18 protein-coding genes and 1 pseudogene are annotated in these 13,046 nt (G+C 69.3%); 11 read left to right on the top strand and 8 right to left on the bottom strand.

All coding sequences use genetic code 11. From position 1 onward, the window contains the following. The first annotated feature begins 514 nt into the window (after positions 1 to 514). Positions 515 to 1,025, top strand: a pseudogene (locus E6G06_01835) (GNAT family N-acetyltransferase). Positions 1,026 to 1,078: 53 nt separating this feature from the next. Continuing rightward, positions 1,079 to 1,468 carry an SRPBCC family protein gene (locus E6G06_01840; protein TML93508.1) on the top strand — a complete coding sequence of 130 codons (390 nt, stop codon included), beginning with the start codon at positions 1,079 to 1,081 and terminating at the stop codon, positions 1,466 to 1,468. Between the two features lie 75 nt (positions 1,469 to 1,543). Here E6G06_01840 and E6G06_01845 read toward each other — a convergent pair whose 3' ends face one another. Continuing rightward, entirely contained in the window at positions 1,544 to 1,804 is a 261-nt protein-coding gene (locus tag E6G06_01845; GenBank protein TML93509.1) for a hypothetical protein, read from the bottom strand. A 201-nt stretch (positions 1,805 to 2,005) separates the two neighbouring features. Between E6G06_01845 and E6G06_01850 the strand changes: the two genes are divergently transcribed. From E6G06_01850 to E6G06_01860, 3 genes are all read left to right on the top strand, one after another. Then, positions 2,006 to 3,142: a DUF222 domain-containing protein gene (locus E6G06_01850; GenBank protein ID TML93510.1), complete on the top strand. Its 1,137-nt coding sequence runs from the start codon at positions 2,006 to 2,008 to the stop codon at positions 3,140 to 3,142. Between the two features lie 183 nt (positions 3,143 to 3,325). Further along, positions 3,326 to 3,553 carry a hypothetical protein gene (locus E6G06_01855; GenBank protein TML93511.1) on the top strand — a complete coding sequence of 76 codons (228 nt, stop codon included), beginning with the start codon at positions 3,326 to 3,328 and terminating at the stop codon, positions 3,551 to 3,553. Between the two features lie 104 nt (positions 3,554 to 3,657). After that, entirely contained in the window at positions 3,658 to 4,494 is an 837-nt protein-coding gene (locus E6G06_01860) for an MBL fold metallo-hydrolase (protein ID TML93512.1), read from the top strand. Positions 4,495 to 4,549: 55 nt separating this feature from the next. Here the strand turns inward: E6G06_01860 and E6G06_01865 are convergent, their stop codons facing one another. Next, on the bottom strand, positions 4,550 to 5,338 hold the full coding sequence (locus E6G06_01865; protein ID TML93513.1) for an alpha/beta hydrolase: 789 nt from the start codon (positions 5,336 to 5,338) through the stop codon (positions 4,550 to 4,552). A gap of 85 nt (positions 5,339 to 5,423) precedes the next feature. Here E6G06_01865 and E6G06_01870 point away from each other — a divergent pair, with 85 nt between their 5' ends. Further along, on the top strand, positions 5,424 to 5,786 hold the full coding sequence (locus tag E6G06_01870; protein TML93514.1) for a DUF4345 domain-containing protein: 363 nt from the start codon (positions 5,424 to 5,426) through the stop codon (positions 5,784 to 5,786). A 45-nt stretch (positions 5,787 to 5,831) separates the two neighbouring features. Here the strand turns inward: E6G06_01870 and E6G06_01875 are convergent, their stop codons facing one another. Together E6G06_01875 and E6G06_01880 are read right to left on the bottom strand one after the other, a co-directional pair. Next, positions 5,832 to 6,422: a hypothetical protein gene (locus E6G06_01875; GenBank protein ID TML93515.1), complete on the bottom strand. Its 591-nt coding sequence runs from the start codon at positions 6,420 to 6,422 to the stop codon at positions 5,832 to 5,834. Positions 6,423 to 6,588: 166 nt separating this feature from the next. After that, positions 6,589 to 6,924: a hypothetical protein gene (locus E6G06_01880; protein TML93516.1), complete on the bottom strand. Its 336-nt coding sequence runs from the start codon at positions 6,922 to 6,924 to the stop codon at positions 6,589 to 6,591. 246 nt (positions 6,925 to 7,170) lie between these two features. Between E6G06_01880 and E6G06_01885 the strand changes: the two genes are divergently transcribed. The 4 genes from E6G06_01885 to E6G06_01900 all read left to right on the top strand — a co-directional run bounded on the left by E6G06_01885 (position 7,171) and on the right by E6G06_01900 (position 8,757). After that, positions 7,171 to 7,521, top strand: a complete 351-nt coding sequence (locus tag E6G06_01885; protein ID TML93517.1) for a hypothetical protein — start codon at positions 7,171 to 7,173, stop codon at positions 7,519 to 7,521. A gap of 8 nt (positions 7,522 to 7,529) precedes the next feature. Then, positions 7,530 to 7,814: a phosphate uptake regulator PhoU gene (locus E6G06_01890; protein TML93518.1), complete on the top strand. Its 285-nt coding sequence runs from the start codon at positions 7,530 to 7,532 to the stop codon at positions 7,812 to 7,814. Next, on the top strand, positions 7,814 to 8,116 hold the full coding sequence (locus tag E6G06_01895) for a hypothetical protein (GenBank protein TML93519.1): 303 nt from the start codon (positions 7,814 to 7,816) through the stop codon (positions 8,114 to 8,116). Before E6G06_01890 ends, E6G06_01895 begins: the two co-directional genes overlap by 1 nt. 185 nt (positions 8,117 to 8,301) lie before the next feature. Then, on the top strand, positions 8,302 to 8,757 hold the full coding sequence (locus E6G06_01900; protein ID TML93520.1) for a DedA family protein: 456 nt from the start codon (positions 8,302 to 8,304) through the stop codon (positions 8,755 to 8,757). A 22-nt stretch (positions 8,758 to 8,779) separates the two neighbouring features. Here the strand turns inward: E6G06_01900 and E6G06_01905 are convergent, their stop codons facing one another. Further along, the gene (locus tag E6G06_01905; protein TML93521.1) at positions 8,780 to 9,526 is read right to left on the bottom strand and encodes an SDR family NAD(P)-dependent oxidoreductase; all 747 of its coding nucleotides are present in this window, start codon (positions 9,524 to 9,526) and stop codon (positions 8,780 to 8,782) included. Between the two features lie 68 nt (positions 9,527 to 9,594). On the opposite strand from E6G06_01905, the gene E6G06_01910 reads away from it, so the two are divergent. Next, a complete protein-coding gene (locus tag E6G06_01910) occupies positions 9,595 to 10,203 on the top strand; it encodes a YkgJ family cysteine cluster protein (GenBank protein TML93522.1) in 609 nt (202 codons plus the stop codon). On the opposite strand, the gene E6G06_01915 is transcribed toward E6G06_01910, so the two are convergent. Genes E6G06_01915 through E6G06_01925 form a run of 3 tightly spaced genes read right to left on the bottom strand, consistent with a single transcriptional unit; the run spans position 10,170 to position 13,019 of the window. Beyond that, positions 10,170 to 10,667, bottom strand: a complete 498-nt coding sequence (locus E6G06_01915; protein TML93523.1) for a polyketide cyclase — start codon at positions 10,665 to 10,667, stop codon at positions 10,170 to 10,172. The genes E6G06_01910 and E6G06_01915 overlap by 34 nt on opposite strands. 51 nt (positions 10,668 to 10,718) lie before the next feature. Further along, the gene (locus E6G06_01920) at positions 10,719 to 10,973 is read right to left on the bottom strand and encodes a hypothetical protein (protein TML93524.1); all 255 of its coding nucleotides are present in this window, start codon (positions 10,971 to 10,973) and stop codon (positions 10,719 to 10,721) included. 33 nt (positions 10,974 to 11,006) lie between these two features. Then, entirely contained in the window at positions 11,007 to 13,019 is a 2,013-nt protein-coding gene (locus E6G06_01925) for a copper-translocating P-type ATPase (protein TML93545.1), read from the bottom strand. Positions 13,020 to 13,046: the final 27 nt, after the last annotated feature.

Genomic DNA, 13,046 nt, shown 5'->3' on the forward strand with positions numbered 1-13,046 from the left:
CTGCGAGTGCAGACCGGTCGGGAGGTGTTCTCGGCATCCTCACGCTCTGGGAGACAGAAGCGGACCGGGAGGCCAGCGAGAGCGCACTGGCCAAGTCACGACAAGAGGGCCTCGACATCATCGGGGCCAAACTGACCGTCGAGACCTTCGAGGAGTTGCTGGCTGAGGTGATCGAACCGCCGACACCCGGGTCCGCTCTGATGGTCACCCGGATCAGCATGGATCCCGCCAAGATCGACGAGAACTCGGATCAAGGCCAACGCCGGATTCCAATCCGTGCGGAACATGCTCAACCGAGAGACCGGACATGGGCTCGTGGGCACCGTCTGGGCGAACCAGGACGCGATGAAGGCCGCAGCTGCCGAGGCCCAAGCCCGCCGCCAAGAGGGCATCGCGCGGGGTGTCAGCTTCGGTGATGTGAGCTATCGAGAGATCCTCTTCGCCGATCTGCGATAGGTCACTCAGAGCCGGCCCGTTGCGGTGAACGGGGCACTTGGTGAGCGAGACTCGCGAGGTGGGCGGCGCAGTACGGCTACGGGCTGTCGAGGAACACGAGCTCGATCATCTCGTCCGGCTCCTGTGGGACCCGGAGGCACCGGGCGAACACCAGTGGTTCGGCTTCCGCGTGGACAAGGCGCGGGACATCGAACGTCGCTGGCGCGAGGACGGGCTGATCGGCGGCGACGCTTCCTTTCTGGCGGTCGGGCTCGGGGACGGCAGGTGCGCGGGCTGGGTGACGTGGCGGCCCGTGAGCGCTTCCGGCAATTTCGAGATCGGGATAGCGCTGTTCGCGGAGCATCGAGGTCACGGCATCGGGACCGACGCCCATCGGCGCCTGGTCGACTACTTGTTCAACACCACGCCAAGCCGGCACCGAGGTCGACAACCTCGCCGAGCAGCGCGCGCTCGAACGGGCAGGTTTTCGCCGCGAGGGGGTCCAGCGAGGGCTGTACTTCCGCGCGGGGGCGTGGCGCGACAGCGTCATGTACGGCCTGCTCCGCGACGAGTGGCTGATGGCCGACTGAGCCTCGGCGACCGAGGCTTGCCGCCTGCACTCTCCGCGGAGAAGAGTGGGCCGATGAAGAAGGGGACAACTGGTGAGGCAAGTCTGCATGTGAACGTGCCGCCGGAGAAGCTGTACGAGTTGGTCAGCGACGTCGCCCGGATGGGCGAGTGGAGCCCGGAGACGGTTCGGTGCCGGTGGCTCGACGGCGCCAACGGGCCCGAAGTCGGCGCACGGTTCAAGGGCACCAACCAACGCGGGTTCATGCGCTGGAGCACCAAGCCGCGAGTGGTTGCTGCCGAACCGGGGCGTGAAGTTGCCTTCGTCGTCAACCTCGTGATCTTCCAACGCGAGATGACGAAATGGCGCTACCAGTTCCAACCGGCGGCCGACGGCGGTACGGACGTGACCGAACATCTCCTTCGGCGAGCGTCGGCTGATGGGCATCAAGGACCGCAAGGCTGATCTCGAGGCCGGAATGCGCCGCACGCTCGAGCGCATCAAGGCCGTTGCCGAAGGCAGCGCCTGAGCGGCCTCTTCTCAGTCGGGTCGCTCCAGGGCCCGTTTGATCGCGTTGAGCAACTGCTTGCGTTCGGCGGCGGTTGTAACTCGATGTCGCTCGAACTCGTCGGCGAGGCGAACGTCGGCAAAGAGGTCATCGCCGTCGGCGTGAAAATGGAGAAAGGCGCGTGACTTGCGGGTGAAGTTTCCTCGAGTGCGCTCCCGCAGGTCTCCCATCCTTCGGAGCTGAGCGAGCAGCGGCTCCAGCCGATCAAGATCGGTTGTGGTCGCGTGTCTCATGGTCAGATCGAGCTCCTCGACTCCGGATCGTCAGCACTCTGCCTCAAATCTGGTGTGGGCAACTGACGGGCCGGTGAGAGCGGTCGACGCGCACAATTCCTTGATATCGAACGTCTGTTCGGGTACAGTGTCGGCGTCGTTCCTATCGACCGTCGGTGTGCAGCCCGACGGTCCTGTGTGAGGTCCCGAGGCGGAGGAGCGATGGACGTCCTGGTCGAGCTCAGCGGCGCGATCGACGCGGTGTGTGCGGCGAAGCCGGCGCGCCTCGCCGACCGCGAGTCGATCCAGGACCTGCACCGCCAGCTCGAGCGGCTGCACGCGGCCACCACCCGGGCGAGCGCCGCCTTCGAGGCGGGTGGCACCTGGGAGGCCGACGGCGCCCGCAGCGCGGCGGCGTGGCTGGCGACGCGCGTGCGCAGCGCGCTGCCCGCGGCCCGCCGGCGCCTGCGCCTGGGCCGGGCGCTGCGCCACATGCCCCACGTCGAGGCGGCCTGGCTGGCGGGTGAGATCGACGCCACCCACGTCGCCGCCCTGGCCGAGGCGCGCACCCCACCGAGCACGGACTGCTTCGGGCGCGACGAGGCGATGCTGGTGGGCCAGGCGGCGCGCTTGAGCCACCGACGCTTCTCCCGGGCGCTGGCCTACTGGTGCCAGCGGGCCGATCCCGACGGCACCGAGCAGCGCGCCTCGGCCGAGCTCGACGCCCGCCGCCTGCACCTGTCCCAGGGCTTCGGCGGCACCTGGGTGCTCGACGGGGTCTTCGACCCCGTCGGCGGCGCGGTGCCGGAGGGGGCGCTCGGTCGCATCGAGGCGGATCTGTTCCAAGCCGACTGGGCCGAGGCCCGGGCCCGGGCGGGCGAGGGGGTGTGTGCGGCGGACCTGGCCCGCACCCCCGCCCAGCGCCGGGCCGACGCGATGGTGGAGATGGCACGGCGGGCCGGCGCGACGCCCCCTGGTGCCCGGCTCCCCGAGCCCTTGGTCACCGTGTTGGTGGGCTATGAGACCTTCGCCGGGCGCATCTGCGAGCTGGCCAATGGCACCGTGCTCAGCCCCGGGAGCCTGCTGCGCCTGCTCGAGCGGGCGTGGGTGGAGCGGGTGGTGTTCGACGGGCCCGACCGGATCAAGAACATCGGCGTGCGCCGGCGCCTGTTCACCGGCGCCACCCGCCGCGCGGTCGAGGTGCGCGACCGGGAGTGCTTCCACGAGTTCTGCGAGCGTCGTGCCGACGAGTGCGAGATCGACCACGTGCAGCCGTACTCGGCGGGCGGGCCCACCGTCGAGGACAACGGCCGGCTGGCCTGCGGCTACCACAACCGCCTGCGGCACCGACGAAGCTAGCCGCCGCCTCGGCGGCGGCTCTCTCTGCGAAACCTGGTCTCGCGTCGAGCTGCGCAGTTCACCACTGCGCGGGCAGCGGCGCGCACCTGGGCGACCGAGAACGCCTTTGTGCCGAACACGACGAACCAGTCGAGCGACGTGGGTGGCGGCAGGCCGCCCGCGCACCCATGAGAGACTCGAGTCGTGATCCCGACGGCCATCCTCGCCGGCCTCGTGCTCGGGCTGTGGGTCCGTTGGTGGGCCATCCCGTTGGTCGCGGTTGGCTGGGCCGTCGTCATCGCCCTCGTCGTCGATCCGTCGAGCGCGCTCGGTGGTGGGTTGCTGGGCGCAGTGAACGGACTCGTCGGAGTGCTGCCCGCGGTCGGGCTCAGAAAGCTCCAAGTCAATGGTGAGCGTCGCCCGAGCACGTAGTCGAGTCTCGGGTCAGCGAGCCGTCGATTGCGGTCGGCCATCGAGTAGGCGATGATCCCCCCGACCATCGACGAAGTGCGTCGAACATCTACGAGGAGACCTGCATGAGCTTCGCACCGCTTGCGCCGACGACGCGCTTCCCGCCTTCCCGGATCGCCGCCGACACGTGGGTGATCCACCAGGTCCAGCCCGCCCTCGGGCAGCCGCTGTTCGTGTATCTGAACTCCATGCTGATCCTCGGTGCCGAGCCGATGATCGTGGACACGGGTACGCCCGCCAACCGCGAGCAGTGGTTGAAGGACGTGTTCTCGCTCGTCGATCCGAACGACGTGCGCTGGGTCTTCTTGTCACACGACGACGTCGATCACACCGGAAACCTCGCCGAGGTGATGACCGCGTGCCCGAACGCCCAGCTGGTGTGCAACTGGGCAATGATCGAGCGCCACACGAACTGTTTCGAGTTCCCGCTCGGCCGCTGCCGGTGGATCATGGACGGCGAGACCCTCGACATCGGCGACCGCCGGCTGGCGGCGTTGCGGCCGCCCGTGTACGACTCGCCCACCACCCGCGGACTGTTCGATCCGACCACCGGCGTTTATTGGGCGGTCGACACGTTCGCCACCCCGATACCGGACCCGCTGATGGGGGTTGGCGACCTCGACCCTGACTTCTGGAACCAGGGGCTGGCCATGTTCGCCCTGGGTGCGGTGAGCCCGTGGCTGTCGCTGGTCGACGAGGGCAAGTACGGCCGCTACGTCGATCGGGTGCAGAGCCTCGACATCACCACCGTCGCATGCTGTCACAGCCCGGTGATCGAAGGCCCGCTCATTGAACGCGCTTTCGCGTTCGTTCGTAAGCTCCCGACTCTCGATCCACCTGCGCTGCCCGACCAGTCGGTCCTCGACCAGATCATCGCCGCGACATCGCAGCCATCCACCTGAGCCATCGACGCGGTAGGCCGCGGCGTCGCCCAAGACCAACCCGATCAGAGGCGACTCACGCTGAAGAGCCGCCACTCCTCGGACAGACCTTTGAGGTGATGTGCTCCACGATCTTGTCGCCGATGAGCTCGCACTCGCCGGTGTGGAGCCCATTTCGCACGCCGATACCCAGTCGTTGCACTACGTCGACGATGGCACGAGCACACCGGATCCCGCGCGCCGGGCCGTCGAAGGTGGCGAAGAAGCCATCACCTGCCGTATCCACTTCGCGACCCCGGAACCGCTCGAGCTGCTGGCGCACCACGGTGTGGTGGCGCTCCAATGTGTTCCGCCACGCCCGATCGCCGAGCTCAACCGCGCGCCGGGTCGAATCTCCGATGTCTGTGAACAGGACAGTGAGCAGGACACGTTCCGGCACGGCCTGCTCTCGGACGCCGGTGAGGAACTCCTGGACCAGGACCAGGGCACTGACGCGTTCGGGATACGTTGCGGCATAGAGCATGCACATCGCTCCCGCTCCGCCGACACCCATGAGCGCGGGCCGTTCCGAACCGGCGGCATCGCTCACCGCCCGAACATCGTCCATCCACTGCTCCAACGTCGGCAGCTCGGTGAGGGCGACGGGATCAGAGAGGCCCGTACCCCGCTTGTCGAAGACGATCAAGCGGCTGAAAGACGCAAGCCGCTCGTGATAGCGAGCCGACATCGGGGAGTCCCAGAGGAGCTCGAGGTTGGTCAACCAGTCAGGCACGAAGACCAGATCCGGAGGGCCGTCGCCGACGACGCTGTAGGCGACGCTGACGCCGTCCGCGTTCGTGTATCTCGTTTCGGGAACCGGAGCCATCGGCTTCGCAGTCTTGTCCAGACCTTTGGTTGGCGTTGGGCACTCCCTCGACTCGCAGGCGGAGTCGGGGGGTAGCGTCCGCCAGGTGGATCTCGGACGGGTCAGCAGCGCCGCGCTCATGCTGTCCGGCGCCGCGGGGGTGGTCATGCCGAGGCGCGTCGCGTCAGCGCTCGAGCTCCCCGCGACGAGCACGCGCGGGGTCGCCGAGACACGGGCCGGCCTGGGGGGGACCTACGCGGCTCTCGGTGGATGGGCACTCGTCAGCGGCGACCCCGCCGCGCAAGCCGCCGTCGGAGTCACCTGGCTCGGCGCCGCCGGAGCCCGGCTGGCCTCGCTGATCGTCGACCGTCCTCGAACCGACTGGGCGTTCTGGGCTTACCTGACGGCCGAGATCGGCTTCGGGGCGACCGCCCTCGGGTACGCGGCTCACCGCGCCTGTCACGAATGACCCTCGGCCCGCGACCGGCGACGGACTGCGATCTGCCGCCGGGCCTCACGTCAGGGCGCGAACCACCGACCGGTGAGCGCCGCCGAACCGAAGGTGTGCGGCGATGGCGCCGCTGGTTATCGCGGCCCACGCGCACCAGAGTGACGCGAAACCGTCGATGGTGAGACGCGCCAGCACGGCAACGGCGATCAGGTTGACGACTCCGAAGATGGCGACCTGGCGATACCCGGAGAACAGGAGCGACCCGCACGTCGCCACCACGTAGGCCGCGACGATGAGCGTTCCTGAGTCGAGCCCGGTGCCGTAGCTCAGGTGATAGTGCGCGAGCTCAGCCGTCACGGGGCCGCGCACCATGGCGGCGAGCAACACGCCCGAGACCACCACACCCAATCCGACGAAGGGGATGATCGTCACCCGGCGGCGACCGGGTGGTTCGAGTGCCAGGACAGCCATCGGCACGTAGATCGGAAGCACGACGAACGCGAACAGCAGGTAGACCCACGTGGCGATGCGGGGCGACTTCCGAGCCGACGTGCCCCTGCAAGCCCCACCACACGAACGCTTCGTCGAGTTGGTGGGCGGCCAGGAGCAGTGGAAGCGAGGCCAACGCGAGGTGGTCGCGCCGCCGATGCACATGCCGGACCACGTCGAACCCGATCGTGCCCACCAGGATGCCGCCCAGGAGATCGGCCTCGGCGGAGAAGCACACACGACGACGGTACCGGTTGGACGGTGTTGGCGTCGCGCCGCCTCCTCGTCCGGCGCTGACTTGGGCCGCGCGCCCGAGTCCTCGTTGTGGCGTTCAGCTCTCGTCGGCCTCGTCGACCGTGAGCTCCGCCCCGGGGTCGGCTTCGAGCCGCTCGTCAGGGATCGGTCGTCCGCTGCGGATCGACCGACCGTACGTGCCCGTTGCGAGTCGCTGTTCGGCCCGATCGAGCGCCGCCAGCCGGTCGCGAACCCCCGCGGCGATGGCGTCGTCGACCCCCTCGCTCGTGAGCGGTTCTGCCGGGTCGTTGAAGCCGCTCGGTTCGTCGACGGCCGCGCGGTCAGCCCTCGCCGCGTCGTCGCTTTCGTGAAGCAGCCGCTGGAGCTTCGCTCGCTCGGCGTCCAGCAACTCTCTTGCCCGTCGGTCATCCATCGGTCCTCCTCGTCGGGTCGAGCGGCCACGTTCGCGCCGAACTCACGGGCGAGGCGACCTGGCCCCGGTGAGACCGGCCGGCGACACCCGGCGTTCACCATGCCGTCAGCACGTGGACGTGGAGCCGGCGCGCGCTCCCTCCACGGCTCGAAATCCACAGCTTGACCACTGGATAGCCACAGCCGACCCACCGTAGGTTCGGCGCGGAGGGGCGCGGGCCCAGCGGGACGCAGAGAGGACGTGATCGTGCCAACGGTCAACTTCGAGAAGATCGATCAGCAGGTGACCCACCTGTTCGCGATGGTCAGCGAGGGTGTCGCGGCCGCGACCGCTGCGTTCCTGGCAGGAGATACCGAAGCGGCACGGGCCCTGGTGGCGGGGGATCAGTCGATCGACCGCCTCCAGTCCTCCACCGAAGACCTCGTCGAGCAAGAGCTGGCGATGAGTCTGCCGGCTGACGAGGTGGAGCTTCGGCGCTTGGTCTCGATCCTTCGGATCGTGCCGGAGCTCGAGCGCAGCGGCGATCTGGTGGAGCACATCGCGTTGCGAGCGGGTCAGGGCCTCGCCTCCGAGATCACCCCGCGCGCCCGCGGCTGATCGAAGAGATGGGTCGCCTCGTAGCTGAGATGTGGCGCATCGCCGCGGACGCGTACGTCGAACGCCATCCCGCGGCGGCCGATCTGCTCCGCGTCCGCGACGACGAGATCGACGACCTTCACGTTCGGCTCTCCGCAGAGCTCGCGCGCGGTCCTTCGTCGAATGCCGTCGCCATCGAGATGGGGCTCATCGCGAGGTTCTACGAGAGGCTCGGAGATCACGCCGTGAACGTCACCCGCCGGCTCTGCGATCTGAGCCGCCCATCAGGGGCGACGTACGTGGGCGCCTTGTGATGGCCTATTCGCCCTCGCGCCCGCTCACGGCCGGCACCGGCACCGTTGGCGTCGCGCTCCGTGACTTCGACCGGCGGCTCGAGCAGGCTCAGTGCGCGCTGGCGACCGTCGAGTCCGCGGGACAGAGGCGCGAGGCGGCGACGTCGCTGTACGAGGTCGAGATCCGCCTCAGCGGAGAGCTCCCGACGTCGGTCGTGGTCGGCCTCCTCCGGCGCGGCGCCGATCGGGCCCGCCGCGGCATCCGGCAAACGGTCACCGCTGACGGCGACCAGGCGGTTCCCGCACGCTTCGTCGACGTCTGAGGCGGGTCACTTCGCGGGGGCATCCGGAGGTGGGATGGTGAGCGAAGAAGGTTCGTGCTCGCCGGTGCAATCGACCGCCTCGCCGACCTACCGGCCCCACTGATCCTGTTGGTGGTCGGTGTGGCCGCCCTCCTCGAAGGCGCGGTGCTGGCGGGCCTCGTCCTCCCGGGCGAGCTCGTGCTCCTGTGGCGCTGGTGTGGCTCGTTGCTTCGACGTGCTCCGTCGGGGGCGATCTCATCGGCTACACGATCGGGCGTCGGTCCGGCGGGCGCGTTCGCTCGGGCCGGGTGGGCCGGTGGATCGGAGAGCGGCGATGGGCTGCAGCCGAAGCCGCGCTGGCCAGGGCGGGTGGCGGTGGCGTGTTCGCGGGCAAGTTCGTCGGGGTCGTGCGCCCGCTGCTACCGGCGCTGGCCGGAGCGCTCGGCCTGCCGCGTCGACGGTTCGTCGTCGGGAGCGTCCTCGGGTCAGCGGCGTGGGCAGGTCTGCTCGTCACCCTCGGCGCAGCTGCCGGATCGTCGGCGACGGCGCTTGCCGACACCCTCGGACGCATCGGATGGACGGCTGTCGCCGTCGTCGCGCCGGTCGTCGTCTGCGTCGCGCTGGTGCGCCGACGCTCCAGCCGCGCGCTGGCCGGCGCGTGATGCATCGGAGTCGGCGGGCGGATCATGGCCACGTGGTTCCGAACTGGGTGGACTCCACGATCCTTCCGGTGAAGTCGGTTCCGATCTGCTGAGCGAGGAAGGCGACCGCCGGCACCACCGCATCGGGGGTGGTCCACCCGGTCCAATCGTGGTCCTCGCTGACCGCGCCGGGCCGGAGGGCGTTGATGGCGATGCCGAGGTCGCGCAGCTCGGGTGCGACGGCGCTCGAGAACCGCTCCATCGCGGCCTTGGCGACCGCGTACATGACGTAGCCCGGCGGCATGAATGGCGTCGATTCGTGGCTGGCGCCGCCCGACGAGACATTGACGATGCTGCCACCGCCATTCCTTTCCATGTGCGGCGCGACAGCCCGGCACATGAGAAACAGGCTGCGCACGTTGACTCGCATCGACTCGTCCCACTGGTCGACCGTCGAGTCTGCGAAGGTACTGCGCGTCGGTGCCATGGCGTTATTGATCAGGACATCGATCCGGCCGTAACTGTCGACGGCGGTCGCGACGAGACGCTCGATGTCGTCGGGTACGCCGATGTCGCAGCGCACCGCGAGCGCACGACCGCCCGCCGCCTCGATCGCCGCCGCCGTGGCGTGGATCGTCCCCGGCAGGGCGCCGGGCTCCTCCACCGTCGTGCGGGCGGCACAGACCACCGCGGCACCGCGCGCGGCCAAGCCGATCGCGAGGCCCTTGCCGATGCCGCGCGACGCGCCCGTGACGATGACGACTCGATCGCTCAGCTCCTTTGTGACCACCGACGCGGTCTATCACCGCGTGCGCGCGATTGCGACGCTCACAGCGGCGGGCTGGTAGAACGGACCACGTGAGCCACGTCGACGACACGCACCGCGACCTGGGTGAGGAGCCGGACCTGTCGGCCGGCGACTTCTCGGACTGGATGGTCGAGATGCAGGGTGCGCTCCGTGGCGAGCGTGGGTCGGATGTGCCCTGCGGCGGCTGCACCGCCTGCTGCACCTCGTCGCAATTCATCGACATCGCACCGGACGAGCGCGACACGCTCACCCACATTCCCGCGGAGCTTCTGTTTCCCGCTCCCGGACGGCCCCGCGGCCACGTCGTTCTCGGTTACGACGAACGCGGGCACTGCTCGATGCTGATCGACGGCAAGTGTTCGATCTACGAGCACCGCCCGCGGACGTGCCGCACCTATGACTGCCGGATCTTTCCCGCCGCCGGGCTCGAGATCGAAGGCGACGACAAAGCCCCGATCGCTCGACAGGCGCGGCGCTGGCAGTTCACCTTCCCCACGCAAGGTGACCGCAACGAGCACGACGCCGTCCGGGCGGCCGCGACGTTCCTTCACCACCACCCGGGCTCGCTACCGGAGGGCGCGGTCCCGACGGACGTGACCCGGCTCGCCGTCCTTGCGATCGAGGTTCACAGCGCGTTTCTTCGCCGCGACGAGGGATAGCCCCGCGCCACCGTTCGGGCGAGGATCCCGAGGGTGGCCCGCAGTGCCCCCTCCGACAGGACCGGGAAGATGCCGGCCTCTTTCCATTCCGGAAGGACGGACGACCAGTCGTAGTACGAGGTGACGAGGGTGCCACCGTCGACGGGCGCCAGCGTGTAGCCGTAGACGTGGCCCATCGGCGGGCGGATCACGCCGGCGATCGTCCATGCGATCTCGCGATCGGGAACGAACGTCGTGATCGTGACGGTCACGTCGTAGCGGCCCATCGGGTAGTCGTTCAGGGCCTCGCGATCCATGTGCACGACGAAGCTGTCGCCGACTCCGGTCACTGGCTCGCCCGTGGCGTCGATCAGCATCCCGGAGCTGTCGATCGCAACATGGCCCTGCGGATCGCACAGCACCCGGAAGATCGTCGCCGGTTCCGCGGCGATGGTCCGCTGAACCTCCAACCGCTCGCTCGTCATCGTGGCATCCTGCCACCGCTCGTGCACCAACGCGACCGGGCCCCGTTTTCCTCACCGGGTGTGCGGAGGCCGTCGGCTGGCGACGAGCACACCGAGGTTCGACACGACGAAGGGCACGAGGTAGGTGATCGCGCCCTTGATCCACGTGACCGTTGTGGCGTCGCCGCGCAGCACCACGTCGAGCTGGTTGATGCAGAAGAGCACCGTGCCCACGACGAGCGCGATGCCCAGCGTCTTGCGCAGGTGGCGCCGGTAGGCGATGACCCCGAGTGCCTCCCGCCACCCTTCCCACGTCGGTGGTGTCACATCTCGTCAACGGTACGTGGGCTGCGTGAAAGGTCAAGCGCCGACGCCGGCTTCGTGGCGACGAACCCCGTCGTCAAGAGACGGACCGACAGAGACTTCAGGCTCCTGGCGGGGGCGCAGATCGAGTCGACGCAGCAGCTGTGCGTTGAAGGCGACGACGACGGTGGACACCGACATGAGGATGGCGCCCACCGCGGGCGACAGCGTGATCCCGGCGAAGGAGAGCACCCCGGCGGCGAGGGGGATGGCGATCAGGTTGTACCCGGCACCCCACGCCAGGTTCTGCGTCATCTTCCGGTAGCCGGCCCGCGAGACCCGGATCACGCCGAGGACGCCGCGCGGGTCGCTGGAGGCGAGGACGACGCCGGCCGATTCGATCGCGACGTCGGTACCCGCTCCGATGGCGATGCCGACATCGGCGCGCGCCAGGGCGGGAGCGTCGTTGACGCCGTCACCGACCATCGCCACCTTCAGACCTCGCGACTGCAGGTCGGCGACCGCGCGATCCTTGTCTTCGGGCAGGACCTCGGCGAACACCTCGTCGATACCCAACTCGGCGGCCACTGCGTCGGCGACCTGGCGGGCGTCGCCCGTGATCATCACGGCTCGGATGTCGAGGGCGTGGAGCCCGTCGATGGCTTGGCGAGACTCGGGACGCACCTGGTCTTCGAGCGCGAGCGCCCCGACGATGCGGCCGTCGCGGACCACGTGGAGGACGGTAGCTCCGCGTTGGCGCCACTCGGTGGTGCGCGCCGCGAAGGCCTCGCCTTCGGTCAGACTCCGCTCCCGCAGCAACGCCGGACCGCCGACGGCGGTCGGCTGACCGTCGACGCTCGCTTCGACGCCCCGTCCCGTGATCGAACGGAAGCCTTCCGCTGTCGGCGGTTCGACCCCCCGATCTCGCGCCGCGGTCACGATGGCGAGGGCAACGGGGTGCTCGCTGTCAGCCTCCACCGCCGCCGCGAGGGCGAGCACCTCACGTTCGGTCACGCCATCGCCGATCACCCCGGTGACAGCGTGCCGGCCGGTGGTGAGGGTGCCGGTCTTGTCGAACAGCACGGCGTCGATGGTGCGCATGCGTTCGAGGGCGAGACGGTCCTTCACCAGGATCCCGGCGCGCGCGGCGATGCCGGTCGACACCGCGATGGTGAGCGGGATGGCGAGGCCGAGCGCGTGGGGGCAGGCGATGACGAGCACGGTCACGGTGCGCTCCACGGCTTGGTTGACCTGACCGAGCGCGCTCCAGACGGTGAAGGTGACGACGCCGCTGACCGCGGCCACGTAGAACAGCAGCGCCGCGAACCGGTCGGCGAGGGCTTGGGCACGTGAGCGGGAGGCTTGGGCCTCCTCGACGAGGCGCTGGATGCCGGCGAGCGCTGTGTCTGCGCCGAGCGCGTCGATGCGCACACGGATCGCGGACGCCGTCGCCACGGTGCCGGCCACGACGCGATCGCCGGGCCACTTGGGAACGGGACGGGATTCGCCGGTGATCATCGACTCGTCCAGCTCGGCTTCGCCCTCGACGACGACACCGTCGGCGGGGACGCGGCCGCCGGGCCGAACGAGAACGACATCCCCCAGCCGGAGCTCGTCGAGCGCGACCGTCTCCAGGCCGGAATCGGCGACGCGCTCGGCTTCGTCGGGTAAGAGCTCGGCGAGCGCGGCGAGCGCGCCCTGCGCCTGGCCGATGGCTCGCATCTCCAACCAGTGGCCGAGCAGCATGATGGTGACGAGGGTGGCGAGCTCGAACCACAGGTCGACGTCGATCCATCCGAGCTCGGTGGCGACCGATGCGCCGAACGCGACCAGCAGGCCCATCGAGATGAGCAGCATCATCCCGGGCTCGCGTGACCGCAGCTCGTCCCACCCGGCGCGGAGGAACACGGGACCGCCCCATGCGAACACGAGGGTGCCGAAGAGCGGCGCCACGAACGTGTGCCCCGCGAAGCGCGGCGCGGTGTAGCTCAACCAGTCCTGGACCATCGCGCTGTAGAGGACTGTGGGGACGGTGAGGGCCAGGCTCACCCAGAACTTGCGACGAAACATCTCCGCGTGGTCGGCATGGCCGGCGTG

The organism is Actinomycetota bacterium (genome assembly GCA_005888325.1).
GTDB lineage: Bacteria > Actinomycetota > Acidimicrobiia > Acidimicrobiales > AC-14 > AC-14.